Annotated in this window: 16 protein-coding genes and 1 other RNA gene; 14 read left to right on the top strand and 3 right to left on the bottom strand. The window is 59.4% G+C overall.

Annotation, left to right across the window (positions count from 1 at the left end; translation table 11 throughout):
- The first annotated feature begins 162 nt into the window (after nucleotides 1-162).
- The 11 genes from AUC43_RS00855 to AUC43_RS00805 all read left to right on the top strand — a co-directional run bounded on the left by AUC43_RS00855 (nucleotide 163) and on the right by AUC43_RS00805 (nucleotide 10,973).
- Nucleotides 163-687, top strand: coding sequence for an RNA polymerase sigma factor (locus tag AUC43_RS00855; protein WP_068198010.1), 525 nt, complete (start codon nucleotides 163-165; stop codon nucleotides 685-687).
- Nucleotides 688-698: 11 nt separating this feature from the next.
- On the top strand, nucleotides 699-1,610 hold the full coding sequence (locus AUC43_RS00850) for a HEAT repeat domain-containing protein (protein ID WP_071885782.1): 912 nt from the start codon (nucleotides 699-701) through the stop codon (nucleotides 1,608-1,610).
- Nucleotides 1,555-2,427, top strand: coding sequence for a DUF4097 family beta strand repeat-containing protein (locus tag AUC43_RS00845; protein ID WP_068188572.1), 873 nt, complete (start codon nucleotides 1,555-1,557; stop codon nucleotides 2,425-2,427). The genes AUC43_RS00850 and AUC43_RS00845 overlap by 56 nt, the downstream gene beginning before the upstream one ends.
- An 18-nt stretch (nucleotides 2,428-2,445) precedes the next feature.
- Entirely contained in the window at nucleotides 2,446-3,318 is an 873-nt protein-coding gene (locus tag AUC43_RS00840) for a DUF4097 family beta strand repeat-containing protein (RefSeq protein WP_082684820.1), read from the top strand.
- A 295-nt stretch (nucleotides 3,319-3,613) separates the two neighbouring features.
- On the top strand, nucleotides 3,614-4,168 hold the full coding sequence (locus AUC43_RS00835) for an RNA polymerase sigma factor (RefSeq protein WP_068188567.1): 555 nt from the start codon (nucleotides 3,614-3,616) through the stop codon (nucleotides 4,166-4,168).
- Between the two features lie 3 nt (nucleotides 4,169-4,171).
- Complete coding sequence (locus AUC43_RS00830; RefSeq protein ID WP_068188563.1) at nucleotides 4,172-5,026, top strand: HEAT repeat domain-containing protein; 855 nt, start codon at nucleotides 4,172-4,174, stop codon at nucleotides 5,024-5,026.
- A gap of 98 nt (nucleotides 5,027-5,124) precedes the next feature.
- Nucleotides 5,125-5,895, top strand: a complete 771-nt coding sequence (locus AUC43_RS00825) for a DUF4097 family beta strand repeat-containing protein (protein ID WP_068188560.1) — start codon at nucleotides 5,125-5,127, stop codon at nucleotides 5,893-5,895.
- Nucleotides 5,896-6,116: 221 nt separating this feature from the next.
- Nucleotides 6,117-6,863 carry a DUF4097 family beta strand repeat-containing protein gene (locus AUC43_RS00820; protein ID WP_068188557.1) on the top strand — a complete coding sequence of 249 codons (747 nt, stop codon included), beginning with the start codon at nucleotides 6,117-6,119 and terminating at the stop codon, nucleotides 6,861-6,863.
- Between the two features lie 179 nt (nucleotides 6,864-7,042).
- Complete coding sequence (locus tag AUC43_RS00815; RefSeq protein WP_068188554.1) at nucleotides 7,043-9,601, top strand: DUF5916 domain-containing protein; 2,559 nt, start codon at nucleotides 7,043-7,045, stop codon at nucleotides 9,599-9,601.
- 216 nt (nucleotides 9,602-9,817) lie between these two features.
- Nucleotides 9,818-10,612 carry a HipA family kinase gene (locus AUC43_RS00810; RefSeq protein ID WP_068188551.1) on the top strand — a complete coding sequence of 265 codons (795 nt, stop codon included), beginning with the start codon at nucleotides 9,818-9,820 and terminating at the stop codon, nucleotides 10,610-10,612.
- Entirely contained in the window at nucleotides 10,590-10,973 is a 384-nt protein-coding gene (locus AUC43_RS00805; protein WP_068188549.1) for a DUF3037 domain-containing protein, read from the top strand. Before AUC43_RS00810 ends, AUC43_RS00805 begins: the two co-directional genes overlap by 23 nt.
- Before the next feature lie 146 nt (nucleotides 10,974-11,119).
- Here AUC43_RS00805 and AUC43_RS00800 read toward each other — a convergent pair whose 3' ends face one another.
- From AUC43_RS00800 to ssrA, 3 genes are all read right to left on the bottom strand, one after another.
- Nucleotides 11,120-11,518: a YybH family protein gene (locus AUC43_RS00800; protein ID WP_068188547.1), complete on the bottom strand. Its 399-nt coding sequence runs from the start codon at nucleotides 11,516-11,518 to the stop codon at nucleotides 11,120-11,122.
- A gap of 312 nt (nucleotides 11,519-11,830) precedes the next feature.
- Nucleotides 11,831-12,322, bottom strand: coding sequence for a hypothetical protein (locus AUC43_RS00795; protein ID WP_199243488.1), 492 nt, complete (start codon nucleotides 12,320-12,322; stop codon nucleotides 11,831-11,833).
- 576 nt (nucleotides 12,323-12,898) lie between these two features.
- Nucleotides 12,899-13,271: a transfer-messenger RNA gene (ssrA, locus tag AUC43_RS00790) on the bottom strand.
- 286 nt (nucleotides 13,272-13,557) lie between these two features.
- Between ssrA and AUC43_RS00785 the strand changes: the two genes are divergently transcribed.
- From AUC43_RS00785 to icd, 3 genes are all read left to right on the top strand, one after another.
- Nucleotides 13,558-15,582, top strand: coding sequence for a DNA polymerase III subunit gamma/tau (locus AUC43_RS00785; RefSeq protein ID WP_068188541.1), 2,025 nt, complete (start codon nucleotides 13,558-13,560; stop codon nucleotides 15,580-15,582).
- A 368-nt stretch (nucleotides 15,583-15,950) separates the two neighbouring features.
- Nucleotides 15,951-18,959 (top strand): M16 family metallopeptidase, encoded by a 3,009-nt coding sequence (locus tag AUC43_RS00780; protein WP_233254072.1) that lies wholly within the window; start codon nucleotides 15,951-15,953, stop codon nucleotides 18,957-18,959.
- Nucleotides 18,960-19,181: 222 nt separating this feature from the next.
- Nucleotides 19,182-20,447 (top strand): NADP-dependent isocitrate dehydrogenase, encoded by a 1,266-nt coding sequence (icd, locus tag AUC43_RS00775; RefSeq protein ID WP_068188539.1) that lies wholly within the window; start codon nucleotides 19,182-19,184, stop codon nucleotides 20,445-20,447.
- Nucleotides 20,448-21,221: the final 774 nt, after the last annotated feature.

Raw genomic sequence — 21,221 nt, 5'->3', positions numbered from 1 at the left:
CTCAGGCCCTGCACGTAGCCGCTTGGTGCGCGGGGCTGAATCAGCCGGCATAAAAAAAGATGTGAATTTTCTGTAACCTTCCCGATTGGGCCCGGTGTCCACAAGCAAATCCCCTCACTACTTCAGCGCATCAGGTTGGACTCGCTATCGGATAATGCATTGATGCTGCGGGTGAAAGGCGGCGACCTGGACCGGATGGGCCTGCTCTTTGAGCGCTACCACCGCCAGCTGTTCGGCTTTCTTTACCACATGCTGGGCCGCGCCGATGCCAGCGAAGACCTAGTGCAGAATGTCTTCTACCGCATGCTCAAATACCGCCACACCTTCACCGGCGACGGCGAGTTTCGCACCTGGATGTACCACCTGGCCCGCAACGTGCTGGCCGACTTCATCAAGAAAAACCGCCACGATGCCCACCACACCGACATCGACAGCATGGCCGAGCACTTGGCTGGCGGCGCCGCAGCCGATGCCAGCCTGGAGCAGGCCCAGGACGTGGCCCTGCTGCACCAGGCACTGGGCCGGCTGCGCCCCGAAGACCGCGAAATCCTGGTCTTGAGCCGGTTTCAGGAAATGAAGTACGGTGAAATAGCCCGGGTGCTGAACACCACCGAAGGCGCCGTGAAGGTGCGCGTGCACCGCGCCATGAACGAGCTGAAGGCGAGCTACCTGCGCATCGAAAATTAACTGCTAGAGCTATGAACTGTGAACGCACCAAAGAGCAATTAGTCGATTACCTGAGCAGCCAGCTGACCCCCACCGAGCAGCAGGAACTGGCGGCCCACCTGGCCGACTGCGCCGACTGCCGCGAGGAGCTGCAGGCCGTGCAGCGGGTGTGGCAAACCATGGGCAACGTACCGGTGCCCGAGCCCAGCCCGCACGTGCGCGCCGATTTCTACGCCATGCTCAGCGCATTTAAGGAGCAGGAGGAAGCCGCGCCCAGCTACTCGCTCAAGGGTTTGTGGCAGCGGTGGCTGGCCCTGGAAATTCCGGTGCCGCTGCTGCGGCTGGTGTACAGCGCCTGCCTGATAGGAGTGGGGCTGATAGGGGGCTACTGGCTCAACAACGAGCACAAGCCCGAGCGCGCCGAACAGCAGCAAATCGCGGCGCTGGCAGGCCAGGTAGGCGACATGCGGCAGATGATGCTGCTGGCACTTATCGAAAACCCCTCGGCCACCGAGCGGCTGCGGGCCGTGAGCTACACCAAGCAACTGGACGGCCCCAACGCCCGCGTGGTGAATGCCCTGCTCAGCACCCTCAATAACGACCCCAACGTGAACGTGCGCCTGGCCACGCTGGAAGCCCTGGCCCCCCTGGCGCAAGACCCCACGGTGCGCCTGGGCCTGGTGCACGCCCTGGCCAACCAGGATTCGCCGCTGGTGCAAACCGCCCTGGCCGACGTGATGGTGCAGCTGCAGGAGCGCCGCTCGGTGAAGCCGCTGCGTGAGCTGCTCAAGCAGGAAAACCTGGACCAGACGGTGAAGAGCAAAATCGAACAAACCATTCAAACCCTGTCCCACGGCCGGCCCGCCGCGCCCTCAACCCCCCTCAGCCATGACCAGCCCCAATATTCGCCCCAGCCTGAGCGCCCTGCTTTTGCTGCTGTCTAGCACCGGGTGCTGGGCGCAGAGCAAAGAAGCCAAGGAGCAAATCAGCAAGGAATTTACGCTCACGGCCGATGCCGGGCGCAGCACCCTGGCCCTCTATAACATCAACGGCTCGGTGACGGTGCAGGGCTACGCCGGCAACAAGGTGCTGGTGGAAGCTACCAAAACCATACGGGCCGACGACGCGGCTGCCCTGGAGCAAGGCAGGAAAGAGGCCCAGCTGGGCTTCCAGCAGCACGGCGATAGCGTGGTGGTGTACCTGAGCGGGCCCTTCGACTCACGTCCGCACACCAACGACCACCGCAGCTGGAACCACAAGGACATTGACTACCGCTACAATTATGACTTTGTGGTGAAGGTGCCCTACCAGCTCAACCTGCACGTGTCGACGGTGAACAACGGCGCCGTGCTCGTGCAGGACGTGACCGGGCCCCTGCACGTGGGCAACGTGAACGGCTCCATCACCCTCAAAAACGTGAAGGGCACCACCTGGGCCCACACCGTGAACGGCAACGTGGACGCCACCTACGCCGCCAACCCGCCCGGGGCTTCGTCCTACCACACCATCAACGGCCAGATTCGGGTGCACTACCCGGCCAACCTGGGCGCCGACATGCACTTCAAGAGCATGCACGGGGAGTTCTACACCGACTTTGCCAATGCGGAAGTCCTGCCGGTGCAAGTCACCAAAAACCAGGAGGGCCGCGGCGGCGGCACCGTCTACAAGCTCACCAAGGAAACCGCCGTGCGCATCGGCAAAGGCGGGCCCGACCTGCGATTCGAAACCATCAACGGCGACGTGACCGTCTCCAAACAATAGTACTTTCCCTTATCAACGATGAACAACTTAGTTCAAATGGCCTTCACGCACCCCGTGCGGCGGGCGAGCCTTGCCCTTCTCCTCCTTGCCGGCGCCCTGCCGGCGCTGGCCCAGGATGCCAAGGATACCAAGGAACAACTCACGGTAGCCCTCAGCTCGCCCGGCAAGCCCGGTACGCTGGAAGTGGGCCTGGTCAACGGCTTTATTCACGTGACCGGCTACGGCGGCAAAGACGTGGTGATTGATGCCGCGGCCCGCCCCCGTAATTCGGGCCGGCACAGCGAGCGCAACGACGACGGCCCCGCCCCGGCCGGCATGAAGCGCCTCTCCAACGTATCGGGCCTGAACCTGACGGCCGAAGAGAAGAACAACGTGGTCGAGATTTCGACCGAGTCGCACATGCGGCCCGTGGACCTTACCATCAAGGTGCCCCAGAACTTCTCGCTCAAGCTGAGCACCGTCAACAACGGCGACATCATCGTCGAGAACGTGAACGGTGAGCTGGAAATCTCCAACGTAAATGGCCCCATTCAGCTCAACCAGGTATCGGGCTCGGCCGTGGCCAACACCGTGAACGGCAGCCTCACGGCTACCTTCAAAAGCGTGAAATCAGGGGCGCCCATGGCCTTCTCCACCCTCAACGGCAAGGTCGACGTCACGTTCCCGAGCAATGCCAAAGCCGCCCTCAAGATGAAGTCGGACCGCGGCAATGTGTACAGCGACTTTGACGTGGCCGTGGACAAGAACACGCCCAAAGTGACCCGTACGTCCCAGAATGGCCTCTACCGCATCAGCACCGACGACTGGACCTATGGCAAAGTCAACGGCGGCGGCGCCGAGGTGATGCTGAAAACCATGAACGGCGACATCCTGCTGCGCAAAGCCAAGTAAGGCCAGTCGTTTTTCGAGCATGATGCAACGTCATGCCTACCAGCACTCAGGCTGAAATAAAGAACGTCATGCTGAGCTTGTCGAAGCATCTCTACTGCATACTAAATTCAATTAGTTGCGCGGTAGAGATGCTTTGACAAGCTCAGCATGACGTTCTTTTTTATCTCAATTTTTCTGCGCTCTGTATGAAGTTCTTTTTTAGCTCATTTCTGAGCTTGAAAAAAAAATTGAGCCACCATGTAACGAATGGCCCAAAGCCCGGTACTCCTTTCAATCCCACTCCAAACCACCACCCGTGACCACCACGAGTACGAGCGACGAAGCACTGATGGCCGCTGTCCGGGCCGATGACCTCGACCAGCTCGTGCCGCTATTCGAACGGTACCACGGGCCCTTGTTCAATTACCTCACCCGCCTCACCAACGACCGCGAAACCAGCGAAGACCTCACCCAGACTGTGTTCGAGCGCATCCTTAAATACCGCAGCAGCTACCAGCCCACCCAGCCCTTCAAGGCCTGGGTGTACCAGATGGCCCGCAACGTGCACGCCGACTACTGGCAGCGCCGCGAAAAGCTGCGCGCCGCCGATGTGGACGTGGAGGAAGTGGAGCGCACCGGCGGCTTGCGCGGCGCGGCCGTCTCTCAAATGCGGGTGAGCACCTGCGCCGACGACCTGCACGAGGCCCTGGCGATGCTGCCCGCCCCGCAGCGCGAAATCCTGGTGCTGAACCGCTTCCAGGGCTTCGGCTACGAAGAAATCGGGCAGCTGCTGGGCTGCACCGCCGAAGCCGCCCGCGTAAAAGCCCACCGCGCCCTGCAGGCGCTGCGCAAAATCTATTTCGCTACCTAAGCCATGAAAACGCCCGAACTTTCTGCCTACCACGAGCTAGAAGCGCTGCTGCCGGCCTACGTGGAGCACTGCCTGCCCGCTGCCGAGGCCGACCGCGTGGCGGCCCACCTGCCCACCTGCCCCGCCTGCCAGCTGCAAGTAACCCAGCTCCGTGCTCTCACCAACGACCTGGACGCGGCCCTGCCCGAAGTGCCCCGCACGGCCCTGCGCGCCAACTTTATGGCCATGCTGGAAGAGCAGAAGGCCTTGTTGCCCACCGCAGTGCCCAGCGCTCCGGCCCCGGCTCAACCCGAAGCCAAGGTGGTGTCGATGTGGCCCACGGCGGTGGCCAATAACTGGATGCGCATCGCCGCCAGCATTATGCTGATTGCGGCCGGCGTATTCCTCGGCCGCCAGCTACCCTGGGGCGGGCGCTCCACCGACGGCGTGGCCACCACTTCCGAAGCGGATAAAAACACCCCCTACGCCCTGGCCCAAGCCCTGACCGGCGACAACGGCCGCACGGTTTCGGCCAGCGACCGGATTCGGCTGGTGACCAACTCGCCCAAAGAATCCGAGCCCGGCGACCCCACCGTGCAGGTGCTCCTCAATACCCTCAATTTCGACCCCAACCCCAACGTGCGCCTGGCGGCCTGCGAAGCCTTGTACCGCCTCCGCGACGACCCCCGGGTGCGGGAGGGCCTGGCTAACTCCCTGCCCATCCAAACCGACCCCAACGTGCAAATCGCACTGATTGACATGGTGGTGTCGATGCGCGTGCGCCGGGCCGTGCCCCAGCTCGAGCGTCTGGCCAAACGCCCCGATGCCCTGCCCGTGGTGCGGGCCCAGGCCGAAGCCGGCATCGGCAAACTGATTTAGTCTTCTCGTTTTCCTACTCTTTTCTCACCTGTTTTCTGCTCGCGGCGCCGGCCTCCGGCGCCGCGCCAGGACCTCACTTGCCTAACTTTTTTACCTCCATGAACAAGCTCATTGTACTCGCATTGGCGGGCCTGCTGGCGGCCCAGGCCGGGCACGCCCAGGAATACCGCACCAAACTCGGCGGCAAAGACCGCAAAATCATCATCGACATGCAGGGCAGCGACGTGACGGTGGAAGGCATCGACGGCAACGAGCTGGTGATAAAAGGCGACGGCTACGAAGAAACACCCAAGCGCGCCGAGGGCCTGCGCCCCATCTACAACTCGGCCGTGGACAACACCAAAATCGGCTTGGCCGTGACGCAGCAGGACAACACCGTGCACATTGTGCGGGCCTCGCGCAAAGACGCCAACTACACCATTCGTGTTCCGCGCAACTCTACTGTGCAGTACAACCAGACCAACTGGAACGGCGGCGACGTGGCCGTGCGCGACGTGACCGGCGACCTCGAGATAAACGTGAAAAACGGCGACATCAAGCTCACCAACGTGGCCGGCCCCGTGGTGGCCAACACCGTGAGCGGCGACGTGCAGGTGCGCTTTGCCCCGCTGCGCCAGGGTCCCAGCTCCATTTCTACCGTGAGCGGCGATGTGGACGTGAGCATGCCCGCCAACACCAAGGCCACGCTGAAGCTGCGCTCGGTTTCGGGCGAGGTGTACACCGACTTCGACCTGAACCTGGGCAAAGGCCAGGACGCCAGCATGCGCCACGTGGGCGGCCAGGTGGTTGACGGCACCATCAACGGCGGCGGCAACCAACTGTCACTCAAAACCGTGAGCGGCGACGTTTTTGTCCGCAAAGCCAAGTAGCCTGAAGCTTTAAAAAGACGGCTTCACTGCGCCTCGTGTCATGCAGAGCGTAGCGAAGCGTCTTATCCTCGCTGAACGAAACGTTGTGACGTGATAAGATGCTTCACTACGCTCAGCATGACAAACGGCTCTTCACCATGACAGACGGTGCTCTGCATGACGTTCTTTTTCCCGCTCCACTATCACTCAACCCCAGCCTTTCACCTCTCATTTTCTGCATCATGCGCCGCCTTATATTCTTCCTGTTGCTGGTCATTGCCGCGAGCGGCGTCCAGCAGGCTACGGCCCAAAAAATCATCGAAAAAAGCGCTAATCTAACGGCCGGCCAGCGGGTGTTTCTCAACCTGCGGCAGGCCAGCAACATCCACATCCGGGCCGGGGCCAGCGGCAAAATGACCGTGAAGGCCTCCGTCAGCATCAACCAAAACAAGCTCAACGATGCCTTGCTGCTCACCCTGGAGCCGGCCGGCGAGGAGCTGAAGCTGACCTCGGAGTTTGACAAGGAAATGCTGCGCAAAGCCGAGCCCGGCGACTGCCCCAACGGCGGCTCCTACTACGGCGATACGTACATCACCAACGGCAAAAACGGCGGCGCCCGCGACCACGACGGCCGCGTAGTGAACCAGGTGTGCGCCTTGATTGAGTACGACATCACCGTGCCCGCCGATGTGGCCCTGCACGTGAGCACGCTCAGTGGCAACATCGACATCGTGGGCCTCACCGGGGCCATCGAGGCCAAGTCTCTGAGCGGCTTTGTGGACGTGGCCTGGCCTGCTACCAAGGGCGCCGAGCTGGCCCTCAAAACCATCACGGGCGAGGTGTACACCGACCAGGACATTGCGTTTAGCTCAACCCCGCAGAAAAACCCCATGGTGGGCTACCAGCTGCGCGGCACCCTGAAGGGCAGCGGCCCGCTCGTCAAGCTCGAATCCATCAGCAACGACGTGTATTTCCGCAAGCGCAAGTAACCATTCCACAAGGCGGGAGTTTCCACGCAAAAGGGCGCCACACCGGCGGCCACCCGCATTCGTGCGTCCTGATGGCCAGCCTTTAAGAACGAGTTTTCCTGATTTTTTTGGAGGCGTCCGAAGAGTTGGGCAACCGTGTGCGCCGTTTTGCATCTATATCCACCACACTTCTTTCTGCTATGACCAGCACCTTTTCTCTGCGCGCTTTCTTTCTATTTATCGGGTTTCTTGGGCTGGCCTTGCCCAATGCCCTGGCCCAAACCGCCGCCCCCGCGGCTGCTCCCACGGCCACGGCCGGGCCCAAGCGCCAGCTGGGCGCGGTGCGCCTCCGCGAAGCCGTGAAAATCGATGGTGTGCTCGACGAGGCGGCCTGGCGCGAGGCGCCCGTTGCCACCGACTTCATCCAGCAGCGGCCCAACCCCGGCCCGCACGAAAAATACCCGACCGAAGTGCGCGTGCTCTACGACGACGCCGCCCTGTACGTGGGGGCCGTCATGCACGACATCTCGCAGGACTCCATCCTGCGGGAGCTTACGGCACGGGATAATTTCGGCAATTCCGACTTGTTCAGCGTGTTCATCGACACCTACCACGACCAGCTCAACGGCTACAATTTTACGGTCACGGCTTCGGGCGTGCAGCTCGATGCGCGCTATTCGCCGGCCGGGGGCGAAGACGGCAACTGGAATGCGGTGTGGGAAAGCCGCGCCGTGCAGCGCGGCACCGACTGGGTAGCCGAACTGCGCATTCCGTACTCGGCCATCCGCTTCAGCGGGGCGCCCGAGCAGCTCTGGGGCCTGAACTTTGCCCGCCAGCGCAAGCGCGAAAACCAGCAGTTTTTCTGGAACGAGGTGAAGCCCCAGGTGTCGGGCTTCGTGAACCAGTGGGGCGAGCTCACCGGCCTGCGCGACCTGAAGCCGCCGCTGCGCCTCTCGCTCACACCCTACGTGTCGGCTTACGTCAACCACAACCCCCTGAACGCCGAAGGCACCAAGCGCACCACCACCAGCTTCAACGGCGGGGCCGACATCAAGTGGGGCATCAACGAAAGCTTCACGCTCGACGCCACGCTGGTGCCCGACTTTGGGCAGGTGCAGAGCGACAACCAGGTGCTCAACCTCTCGCCCTTTGAAGTGCAGTTCAACGAAAACCGGCCCTTCTTTACCGAAGGCACCGAGCTGTTCAACAAAGGCAATTTGTTTTATTCGCGCCGGGTGGGCGCCACCCCGGTGGGCTTCTACAACGTGCAAGCCGGCCCCAACGAGCGCATCGTGCGCAACCCCGCCGAAACGCCGCTGCTCAACGCCACCAAAGTATCGGGCCGCACCAGCAAGGGGCTGGGCATCGGGGTGTTCAACGCCCTGAGCAACGACGTGTACGCCACCGTTCGCAACCAGGAAACGGGCGAAGAGCGCGAGGTGCTCACCCAGCCGTTCTCCAACTACAGCATCGCGGTGCTCGACCAGAGCCTGAAGAACAACTCCTACGTTTCGCTCATCAACACCAACGTGACGCGCGCCGGCCAGACCTACGACGCCAACGTGACCGGTGGGCTGTTTCGCTTCGCCAATAAGAAAAATGCCTACGCTGTGGACGGCCGCGTGGTGTACTCGCGCCGCCGGGGCCTGGCCTTCGGCAGCACCGAGCAAATCAACGACCAGGACGGCTACAAGTACCAGGTGGGGGTGAGCAAAATCAGCGGCAACTTTACCTGGAGCCTGAACCACGGCATCGAGTCCGACGCCTACAACCCCAACGACCTGGGCATCCTGTTCGGCAACAACAACATCTCGCAGGGCATTGACCTCAGCTACAACAAGTTCAAGCCCTTCTGGAAGGTCAACAACCTTTACACCTACGCCAGCGTGAGCCATACGCTGCTGTACCGGCCCACTCTCTACCAGGGCATCAGCTTTTACTCTGGCGCCAACACCACCTTCACCAAAAGCTTCCTGCAAGTAGGCTTCAACCTGAACGCCGACGCCGTGCAGCACGATTTTTTTGAGCCCCGCGTCTACCCGCTCGGCCAGTACTACGTGCGCCTGCCGGCCAGCCTCAACATCAGCGGTTTCTTCAACTCCGACTCGCGCAAGAAATGGGCCCTGAACGCCAACGCCGGCATCCGGCGCTTTGCCACCGACGAGCGGGTGCCGGGCCGGCCCGTGCGCACGGGCTACGGGGTGGGCATTTACCCCCGCTACCGCGTCAACGACCACCTCACGTTCCGCTACACCCTGGACTGGGGCTACAAGGACAACCAAATCGGCTATGTTAACGGCGGCCTCGATGCCAGCCAGCCGCTCGACCGGCCGCTGCTGGGCGCCATCCTGCTGGGCCGGCGCGACGTGGTGACCGTGTCCAACGTCGTGTCCACGGCCTACACCTTCACCAACCGCATGTCGTTTACGCTGCGCCTGCGCCACTACATCAGCAACGTGCACTACGCCGACTTTACCACCCTCGGGCCCAACGGCGAGGAGACGCCGGTGACCTACCAGCGCAACCGCGACAACACCTACAACGCCTTCAACGTGGACGCCGTGTACTCGTGGTGGTTTGCGCCGGGCTCGCAAATCAGCGTGGTCTGGAAAAACGCCGGCTCCACTTATTTGCAAGCCGAGGAAGCCACGCCGCTTTACTTCGACAACTTCAACAACACCATCAACACGCCGCACAACAACTCGGTGTCGGTGAAGGTGCTGTATTACCTCGACTACCTCACGCTGCGCAAGAAATAGCCCCCGGCGCCCCGTAAAGGCGCAGCCTTCAGCAAAACCGCCCCGCTGGGCGGGGCCGAAGCATCTCCCCACGAGCATCCTGTCTGGTTGGTGAGTACGCTCCTTCGCTGCAACGAAGCGGGTGGGATGCTTTAACTCCGTTCGGTGGGGCGCTTTTATTGTCCAGGTTGCGGAATTGTCCGTCCTTTGCACGGACCCTTTAACCATTCGCGCGGTATGCCGGCAACCAGTGCCCCAGAACTTCGAACCGTGGCCGTGACGCGCTACGTGACGCCGTTGCGCGAAGGCGGCTCCCTGCCCGCCTTGGTCGAGGCCGACGACGGCTTTCTCTACGTGCTCAAGTTTCGGGGCGCAGGGCAGGGGGTGAAGGCCCTCATTGCCGAGCTAATTGTGGGCGAGCTGGCCCGGGTGCTGGGCCTGCGCGTGCCCGAGCTGGTGTTTTGTGAGCTCGACGAAGCCTTCGGCCGCACCGAGCCCGACGAGGAAATCCAGGATTTGCTGCGCGCCAGCACCGGCCGCAACCTGGCCCTGCACTTCCTCTCCGGCGCCATCACCTACGATGCGCTGGTCACCACCATCGACCCCCGCTTGGCGTCGCAAATCGTGTGGCTCGACAGCCTGACGCTGAACGTGGACCGCACCGCCCGCAACACCAACATGCTCATGTGGCACAAGGAGCTGTGGCTCATCGACCACGGCGCGGCCCTCTACGTGCACCACGCCGGCCCCGACTGGGCCCAGCCGCGCCCCCGCCCGTTTCCCCAGATTAAGGCCCACGTGCTGCTGCCCCAGGCCAGCGAGCTGGCCGCGGTAGACGCCGAGAGCCGCGCCCTGCTCACGCCCGCGCGCATTCGCGCCATTGTGGCGCTGGTGCCCGACGAATGGCTGGCCCACAACGAGGCCTCGCCCGACGAGCAGCGCACCGACTACGTCCGCTTCTTGGAAACCCGCCTGGCGGCATCAGAAACCTTTGTTCAGGAAGCCCAAGATGCCCGACAAGCACTTATTTGAGTACGCCGTGCTGCGCGTGGTGCCCCGCGTGGAGCGCGAAGAGTTTCTCAACGTCGGCGTTATCGTGTACTGCCGGTCTTTGGGCTTTCTGCAAACCCGGTACGAGCTGCCCGAAGCCCGCCTGCGCGCCTTCGCCAACGGCCTAGACCTGGACGAGCTAAACGCCCGCCTGCACGCCTTCGAGCGCATCTGCCAGGGCCGCGCCACCGGGGGCACCATTGGCCAGTTTCCCATTGCCGAGCGGTTTCGCTGGCTCACGGCTACGCGCAGCACCATCGTGCAAACCTCGCCCGTGCACCCCGGCCTCTGCACCGATGCCGGCGAAACCCTGACGCGGCTATTCGCCCAACTGGTGCAATAAACCGGCTTCGATTAGCAGGTGAGGGCTTTTAAAAGTCGAAACAGGATTGCTTTAAGTCCAATAGGGCTCCGGAAACAAAGTCGATTTTTTCCGGAGCCCTATTGGGTTATCTAATTGCAGATAACTGTTTGCTCATCCGCATTGGCTTATTGAGCCGGCGCCGGCTGGCTGGTATTCCAGATGTCCTGGTGAAGCTTCCATTGGCCTTCCTGCTCCTTCCAGACCACCACGTATTTACCCTGGTCCAGTTGCGTGTCTTGTGGCCCATACAGGGTGTAATTGCCGAGCTCAATGGCGGTGTCGGTCAGCTGTTCTACTTCCCGGGTATGCAGCTTCACCCGTTTGATGCCCATTTCCATGGCGCCCTGCCAGAAGGCCTGGATGCCGGCTGGTCCCTCGATGGGCTCCATGCCGGTGGGGAGCAGCACGCCGTTGGGAGTATATAGGCCCGCAACGGCGGCCGCGTCGCCCCGCTCAAAGTTGGCCTCAAAGGTGGCGTTGGCACGCCGGATTTCGTCGCTGATGCTGGTGGTTAACGTGGGCATGAAGAAAGTGGTTAAAGGTGAAGTTGTTTTTGCAATGTATAAACAATTTATATGATTTAAAACGATAATTCCTAAAAACGCGCAAATCATAATTTCCAGCTGACCAGTAGCCCTGAGCCTTTCAAAACGTAAAGCGGGTGAAAAGAAAAACCCCGCTTGCGAGCCGCAAACGGGGTTTTTAAGTGAAGATACAGGAATCCGAACCGTGGGCCAGACAAGGGAATCGACAGTCTTTCTGTGGGCGGGTCTATGAAAAACACCGCCCGACCAAACTGGCCGGGCGGTGCGGGTCTCTTAACAAAAAAAACGGAATTAGTGCGAGAAAATATAGGTGCTCGTAGCTCCCTTGCCGTCGGCAGAAGGCTCGGTGTAGGTTAGACGCATGGCCTTGTCCGTTAGCTCGGCTACGGCCAAGCGCCGCGTATTGTCGGCATGGGTTTCAATCAGCGAATCTGCACCTGCATTCAGGCGCCAGGTGCCATCAATTGGCTCAGAGGCCTGGCCATTGGAATGAACGCCGCGCAGCAGCGAATACGTGCCGTCGGCCTTGTACGTCGCGCTGGTAACCAGCAGGGATAGCTTGGTATGCGGAAACAGGTCAGACGTCATCACCTGCTTACTGGCTTCATTGGCCGCGCTTATCGTCAGGCCGGTTTGGTGCCAGGCGCCGGTGGTGAGCAAGTCGGGCCGGGCCAGCACCGCCGCGGCGGCGGAAGATTTAGGTGAGCCATGTACTTGTTCCAATTCCTTTTCGCAGGAGGCCAGTGTGAGCGCGGCCAGGGCCACACCCAAGAATAGGGGCATTTTTTTCATGCAAACAACTTTATGGGTTTTATGCAGCGCCTACTGCTAGGTGCTGGCATCGTTGGAAATAGCGTGCCTAAAAGCCAAGCACTCGAAGTCAATCCAGAACGGACGTCCTGTATTGCCAAGCCCAACTACCCTCAAAGCCTTTAGGCTCAGCTTTTATGAGAAAAACACAATTAATTAAAATTTGTTCCGCTAAAATTATATTAGCTTTTGGTTAATTAAAATGCTGAATTTCAGATAATTACAAATAATTATGGTTTCAATTATTAGATTGACCTTGAATGCGCCACCTGTAATATAACGGTTATTTCATATTACACTGTAGTGCGTGTAGTGGATTTGCGCCTGGGTTGGTTTGGAATGCATGCAGATTCTTTATGCATATAAGTGTCTGTTGTTTTTCTAATGTCCGCAACGAAACAAACTGAAAGCCAATGCCGGGGATGCACTTTGCAGCGTTTGCGATAGCCAAGGCAGGCAGAGTCAATAGGGATGCGAGGCTACTCGGTAGTGATTCGCAACCCGGGCTAAACAGAAAAACCCCGCTTGCGAGCCGCAAACGGGGTTTTGAAGTGGAGATGCAGGGATTCGAACCCTGGTCCAGACAAGGAAATCGACGTGCTTTCTACGTGCGTATCTATGCTTGGATTTTCATGGCGGTACAGGCGCACATCAGGCCTTTGCACCGCCCCTAGCTGCAGTTGGGTTTCGCCCCCGAGTCACAGTTCCTCGAAGGCTATTTTCTACTTACGACGCTCCGAACTCCCAGGTGTAGAAACTTACCCGGGCGGAACGATGGCAATTACCTAATTCTGAACTAGGCAGCCATGGCGTACGAATAGTCGCCAGTTGTTGTTTGATAGATTTTTTGACAGGAGAGCTTCCATCAACTCCTGGCACGCTTACCCGCAATTTGCGCAAGCTGTCAATTCCGGTCATCCCCAAATGGTAAAGAACGAGTCCCGTGGTCGCCTCGAAAGGCTAAGCGGGCCGCGAAGGTACGCGTTGAACAGGAAACGATGGGGGAGGAGGGAAGGTTTCCGTTAATGTGGAGGTTTTAGCGCCCGTCATGCTGACGAAGGAAGCATCTTATCACGTTCAAACAATTCGTTCAACCGTGATAAGATGCTTCGCCAGCTCAGCATGACAGACGGCCAAAGCGTTACGGTTTGCTAAGCCAAACCGCTTCCAAAGCCGCCCTTTTTTGGGTAACTTTGTAGACAGAACTTATGGATAATTTCGTCGTTTCGGCCCGCAAGTACCGTCCTTCCACGTTTCGCAGCGTGGTGGGGCAGCAGCACGTCACCACCACGCTGCAGAACGCCATTCAGAGCCAGCACCTGGCCCAGGCGTTCCTGTTTTGCGGCCCCCGCGGGGTGGGCAAAACCACCTGCGCCCGCATCCTGGCCAAGACGATAAACTGCACCAACCTCTCAGCCGAAACCGAGGCCTGCGGTACCTGCGCCTCGTGCGTGGCCTTCCAGGAAAACGCCTCGTTCAACGTGCACGAGCTGGACGCGGCGTCCAACAACTCGGTCGAAGACATCCGCTCGCTGGTGGAGCAGGTGCGCTATGCCCCGCAGGCCGGGAAGTACAAAATCTACATCATCGACGAGGTGCACATGCTCTCAAACGCCGCCTTCAACGCCTTTCTCAAGACGCTGGAGGAGCCGCCGAGCTACGCCATTTTCATCCTTGCCACCACCGAGCGCCACAAGATTATCCCCACCATCCTGTCGCGCTGCCAGATTTTCGACTTCAGCCGCATCAAGGTGGAAGACATGCGCGGGCACCTGCGCTACGTGGCCACCCAGGAAGGAATCACGGCCGAAGACGACGCCCTGCACCTGCTGGCCCAGAAAGCCGACGGCGGCCTGCGCGATGCCCTGTCGATGTTCGACCAGATGGTCACCTTTGGCGGTAACAACCTGACTTATAAAGAGGTGGTGCAAAACCTGCACATCCTCGACTACGACTACTATTTCCGGCTCATTGACAGCCTGCTGACCGAAAACCTCTCGGCCGCGCTGCTGCTGCTTGATGAGGTGATGCAGAACGGCTTCGACCTGCACAACTTCGTGGTGGGCACTGCCGAGCACCTGCGCGGCCTGCTCGTGTGCAAAGACGCCGTGACGGTGCAGCTGCTGGAAGTGTCCGACGGCATTAAGCAGAAGTACGTGGAGCAGGCCCAGGCCGCGCCGCTGGCTTTCCTGCTCTCCGCCCTGAACCTCATTAGCCAGTGCGACCGCGAATTCAAGCAAGCCAAAAACCAGCGCTTGCACGTGGAACTGGCCTTGATGAAGCTGGCCTACCTGAACGGGGCCGTGCAGTTTGTCCGCGAATTGAGTCCTGCCGGCAACGGCGAGGCTAAAAAAAAAACTAGTGTCCTAAGCGGCTCAACCGAAGTGTCCAGCCCGGCGCCTGCCCCCAGCGGCAACGGCAACGGCCATGCTCAATACGCGCCCATTGCCACGCCAGCGGCCATCACTCCGGCGGCTATAGTTGCGGAGCCACCGGCTGCTTCTTTTTCTGAGTTTGAGGCGATGCCTACTGGGCGCGTTGCGCCGCCCGCCGACGGCCCAGAGCCGCTGCCCGTGGACAACGGCGTGGAAGAGCTGCACGACACGCCCAGTATTGAGGTTGAGCCAGTTCCGGCCATCACCGAGCGCCACCAGATGCGCGATACGTTGCCGCACGTCGAAATCGGCGTGCCGAGCTTTGAAGGCATTGAGCCAACGCCGCGCCCCACGCCCGCGGCGGCCTTCGCCAAAATTCCCAGCCTGGCCAGCAAAATGCCCAGCCTGAAGGACCTGAGCAGCAAGAAAGCAGCCGGACCGGCCGCGGCTTCGGTAGCGGCCGAGCCCCAGTTTACCAGCGGGCCAGTGGCGCCCATCGACCCCGCTTTGCTGCAGCGTGTATGGCAGGAACTGGCCGAAGAGCGCCGCGCCCAGGACCGCATGAGCGAGTTCTGGGTCCTGAACCGCCCGGTGACGGCCAACGCCGAGCACATGATTGAGCTGAGCGTGGATAACCCCATTCAGGTGGACCAGTTCAACGACATGCGGGTGGAATTTTTAGCGGAGCTGCGCCGCCGCACGGGCCACCCGCGCCTCACGGTGCAGCCCGTGGTGGCTACTGCCGCGCCCACGGCCCGCAAGCTCTACACGGCCACCGACAAGTTCGAGTACCTGGCCGAGCGATTTCCCGCCCTGCGCGAGGCCAAGCAACGCTTGGGCTTAGAAGCCGACTTTTAAGGCGGCGTACTAGGAAAAGCTAGTTATAGCTGCCGATGCTAAGCATCAGTATGAAATCAGCTGTAAGCCGTCTGTCATGCAGAGCGCAGCGAAGCATCTTATCGCCGAGGAACGGTCAGGCGTGAGAAGATGCTTCGCTCCGCTCTGCATGACAGCCGATTCAAATGGTGCGGATTAGGAGCTTTTACATGAAGCGGCGCCTCGGTCTTGGTAACGTTTCAAGAGCCCATTACTGAGCTCAATTCTACCGCAAACGTTTGGGGGAAATTCTGGGCTGACCGGAGCGTCCAGCTTCAGGACAGAGCAAACTGGCAAGTTAGCTGAAAAATTCGTTTTTTATTCCCCTATCAGCCAGCTACCTTTGTTTTTTGAATCCCTTCGGCTACCGTTCCGCGCCCTTCGTGAAAAACAACTTTTTGCTGCTGTTTCCGGCCTTGGCGGCGCTAGGTCTTGCTACACAGTGCCAATCGAGCAAGCCAGCTACTACTGCTTCGGCAGCCACTGTTGCCCCAGCTGCTGCGCCTGCTGCCCCGAAGGAATACCGCTACGAAACGGTGCCCGGCGACCCGCTGCAAGTCCGTATCTATAAACTGGATAACGGCCTGACGGTTTACCTATCCGATTACAAAGACGCCCCGCGCATCCAGACCTACGTGGCCGTGCGCGCCGGCTCCAAAAACGACCCCGCCACCGCCACCGGCCTGGCGCACTACCTCGAGCACATGGTGTTCAAGGGTACCTCAAAATTGGGCACGCAGGACTGGGCCAAGGAGAAAGTTGAGCTTGATAAAATCGAGGCGCTTTATGAGGTGTACCGCGGCCAGCGCAACGACCCCGCCGCCCGCAAGCGCACCTACCACCAGATTGACTCGATTTCGGGTGTGGCCGCGCGCTACGCCGTGCCAAACGAGTACGACAAGGTGATGGGCGCCATCGGGGCCAAGGGCTCCAACGCGCACACTTCCAACGAGGAAACGGTGTACCAGGAAGACATTCCAAGCAACCAGCTCGAGAAGTGGGCCGCCATCCAGGCCGAGCGCCTGCAGGAAATGGTGCCGCACCTGTTTCACACGGAGCTGGAAGCGGTGTACGAGGAGAAAAACCGCGGCCTAGATACGGATTCTTGGAAGCAGCGCGAAGTATTGGATGCGGCGCTATACCCCACGCATCCCTACGGTACGCAGACGACAATTGGTACGATTGAACACCTGCAAAATCCGTCCATCACCGAAATCAAGAAGTACTTCACCCAGTATTACGTGCCAAGCAACGTGGCTCTGTGCCTGAGCGGCGACTTGGACTACGACCAGACTATTCGGCTGATTGATAAAAGTTTCGGCTCGTTGCCTGGCAAGCCGGCCCCGGCGTTTACGCCGCCGGTGGAAAAGCCCATCACTGCGCCCATCAACCTCGAGGTGCTGGGGCCACAGGCCGAGAACGTGGTTGTGGGCTTCCGGCTGCCCGGTAAGGCCACCCGCGATGCCCTGCGCCTGAAGATGCTCGATGCCATTCTAAGCAATGGCCAAGCCGGCCTGATGGACCTCGACCTGAACCAGCAGCAAAAGGTATTGCAAGCCTATTCCTCGTTTGAGCCCATGGTCGATTATTCGACCCATACCCTGCAAGGGGCTCCCCGCCAAGGGCAGAAGCTGGAAGAAGTGAAAGCGCTGATGCTGGCCGAGTTGGACAAGGTGAAGCAAGGCAACTTCCCCGATTGGTTGATTCCCGCCATCATCAACAACGACAAACTGGACCGCACCAAGCGTTACGAAAGCAACGAAGCCCGCGCCAGCGCCATGTACGAAGCGTTTATTGAGCGCGTCGACTGGAAAGACTACCTCAAGCAGCAAGACGATTTCGCCACCATTACCAAGGCGGAAGTGGTGAAGTTCGCCAACGACAATTACGGCCAGAACTACGTAACCGTGTTCAAGCGCAACGGCGTTGACCCCAACAAGGTGAAGGTGGTGAAGCCAGCCATTACCCCGGTGCCGGCCAACCGCGACGCGGCCTCTGCTTATTACAAACAGCTGACGGCCATGCCGAGCTCGGAACTGCAGCCGGTATTCGTCGATTACAAAAAGGATATTCAGCAGACGGAAATTAAGCCCGGCCTGCCGCTGTACTACACGCACAACGCCGAAAACGGGTTGTTCAACTTATCCTACGTAGTCGAGTTGGGCACCAACAATGACCCCCGCTGGGGCCTGGCCGCTGACTACCTGCAGTACCTCGGCGCTGGCAAGTATTCGGCGGAGCAGCTGCAGCAGGAGTTCTACAAATTGGGCTGTTCCTTCAACGTAACCAGTGGGTCTGACCGGATTTCCATGACCTTGAACGGTCTCGATGACAACCTGCAACCGGCCTTGCAACTGTTTGAACAATTGCTGAATGCGCCCAAACCCGATGCTGCGGCCCTGAAAAACATGGTGGCCGGCATCTTGAAATCACGCCAAGATGCCAAGCTGAGCAAGCAGGTGATTTTGAATGCGGCGTTGGTGAATTACGTGAAGTATGGTCCGAAAAACCCGTTCACGAACATTCTTAGCGAGAAGGAACTGAAGGCCCTGAAGCCCGAGCAGCTCACAGCGCTGATTAAGAAACTGCCGACTTATCAGCACCGCGTACTGTACTACGGTCCACGTCCGCAGGAAGGCACGGTGGCCGTGCTGAAAGCAGAGCACCGCACGCCCGCCAAGCTCACCTCCGTGCCGGCTGCCAAAGACTTTGCCGAGCAACCCCTGAAAGACAAAAAGGTGTACTGGGTGGACTACAACATGGTGCAGGCCGAAATCCTGTTCCTGACCAAAGGCGACTTGTATAGCAAGGACTTGGTGCCCACCGTCGCGCTCTACAACGAGTATTTCGGGGGTGGCATGGGCAGCATCGTATTTCAGGATTTGCGCGAAAGCAAGGCGCTGGCTTATTCGGCCTATTCCGGTTATTCCAATGCCAACAAGCTGGGCCGCTCCAACTACAACCTGAGCTACATCGGCACGCAGAGCGACAAGCTGCCCGAGGCCATGGCCGGGATGGAAGCCCTGCTCACCGACATGCCCGTGGCCGAAGCCAACCTGGAAATTGCCAAAAATGCCATCCGCAACAGCATCAGCACCGAACGCATTACCAAAGGCAACGTACTGTTGAGCTACGAGCGGGCCCGCCGCCTGGGCCTCGACTACGACCTGCGCCGCGACGTGTACGCCAGCACGCAGAAAATGACTTTCGATGAATTAAAGAAGTTTCAACAGGCCAAGATTAAAGGCCAGAACCAGGTGATTCTGGTGATTGGCTCGAAGGACCGGCTCAATTTCAAGGAGCTGGCCAAGTACGGGACGGTACAGCAGCTCACGCTGAAGGAAATCTTCGGGTATTAGCCACTACCGCTCAATGGGGGACCTCACCCCTCTAGCCCCCCTCTCCCAAAGAGAGGGGGGACTAGTTTCTAGCCAAGCTGAAAAGTGGGCTGAAACCGGTTCTAAGGTTAGAAATTAAACCTAAAAATAGTCTGCCTGCTCTCCTGGAGTAGGGGCTAAGGGGTGAGGATTCCCCGCTAGAATCTAATTAAACAAACGAACACGCCTAACACACGACCCCACATGGCAGAGCAAAAAATCACCATTAAAAACGGCAAGCTGAACGTACCGGACAAACCCACCATTCCCTTCATCGAGGGCGACGGTACCGGTCCGGACATCTGGCATGCTTCCAAGCTTGTGTTCGACGCGGCGGTTGAGAAGGCTTACGGAGGCAAGCGGCAGCTCGTGTGGAAAGAAGTGCTGGCTGGTGAGAAATCCTACAAGCAGACCGGCAACTGGCTGCCCAACGAAACCCTCGATGCTTTCCGCGAATACCTGGTGGGCATCAAAGGCCCGCTGACGACGCCCGTGGGCGGCGGCATCCGCTCGCTGAACGTGGCCCTGCGCCAGGAACTGGACCTGTACGCCTGCGTGCGCCCCGTACGCTACTACGACGGCGTGCCCTCGCCGGTGAAGCACCCGGAACTGACCGACATGGTCATCTTCCGCGAGAACACCGAGGACATCTACGCCGGCATCGAGTACATGAACGGCACGCCTCAGGCCCAGAAAATGCTGGAATTCCTGCAGGACGAAATGGGCGTGAAGAAAATCCGTTTCCCCGAGTCGTCCTCGTTCGGCATTAAGCCGGTGAGCAAGGAAGGCACCGAGCGCCTGGTGCGCGCCGCCATCAACTACGCGCTGGCCAACAAGAAGCCGTCGGTGACCATTGTGCACAAGGGCAACATCATGAAGTTCACCGAGGGTGCCTTCAAGACCTGGGGCTACGAGCTAGCTGAGAAGGAGTTCGGCAGCAAGGTGTTCACTTGGGCGCAGTACGACAAAATCGTGGCCAAGCAAGGTGTGGCCGTGGCCGACGCCCTGCAAAAGCAGGCCGTGGAGCAGGGCAAGCTTATCATCAAGGACAGCATTGCCGATGCCTTCCTGCAGCAGATTCTCTTGCGCCCCGCCGAGTACTCGGTAGTGGCTACCCTGAACCTGAACGGCGACTACATCTCCGACGCCCTGGCGGCTATCGTAGGCGGCATCGGCATCGCGCCGGGCGCCAACATCAACTACGTAACCGGCCACGCCATCTTTGAAGCCACCCACGGCACCGCGCCCAAGTACGCCAACCAGGACAAGGTGAATCCCGGTTCGGTTATCCTCTCCGGCGTAATGATGCTTGAGCACATGGGCTGGAAAGAAGCCGCTGCCCTCATCAACAAAGGTCTCGAAGCCGCCATCGCCAAGAAGCACGTAACCTACGACTTTGAACGCCAGATGGAAGGCGCTACGCTGCTGAAATGCAGCGAATTCGGCCAGGAGATTGTAAACAATATGTAGTAGTTTGGCAGCTGCCTAAGCAACAATAGAAACCCCCGCGTCGGCTTTGGCTGGCGCGGGGGTTTTGCATTAATGCGTTAACTTTCCAATGATGAAGTTCACTTGTTCAGCCGTTGTTTGCTTGTGGGGATTAGTTACCTTGTCCGGGTGCTGCTTCGACCCGTGCGTGGGCTTGCCGAGGTCCGGAATAGCCTACTTTCAGCTAAGCCCCGATACATTGAATGGCAATGGCTTTACTCGTGCTGAAGAGCGGTCTGTGTACGCCGTGCGATACAGCGATGGAAGATTAACCCAACCTGTTGACACCCTTCGACAAGCGGCTGTTGTCGGTGCCCAGCAGCCAACAAAGACATTGTATATATCTAAACGCCAGTTTGTGCTGCTCTTTCCGAGTGACTCAACTACTGCGCGAGCTGTTTACTACCGATTTGTCGTGCCTGCAGCCAACCGTCGATTTGATATACGCAACGTCTACTTGGAAACGAAAATGGAAGAACCGTGCAAATGTGAGTACGTAAACAACCTGCGGTTTACACTTGATAAACAAGCCATCGTAGTACCCCAATCTCGACCTGAAGAGGCTGTTGTGATGCTGCGAAAATAACGGCTGTTACTCCCTAGCTCTTTCGGAGTAAAACTCCGAAAGCCGCCTGTTGGGGGCTTCAAGTCCCCCAATCATTAAACGATATCCTCGAATACTGGCGCGAGTTTAGCGCAGCGTAACTCGTGACTAAGCATGATTGGAGGCTGTGCCTCCATTGCCGCATCGCGGCA

The sequence above is a fragment of the Hymenobacter sedentarius genome, assembly GCF_001507645.1.
Lineage (GTDB): Bacteria > Bacteroidota > Bacteroidia > Cytophagales > Hymenobacteraceae > Hymenobacter > Hymenobacter sedentarius.
This window is presented reverse-complemented; position numbering and strand designations above follow the sequence as displayed.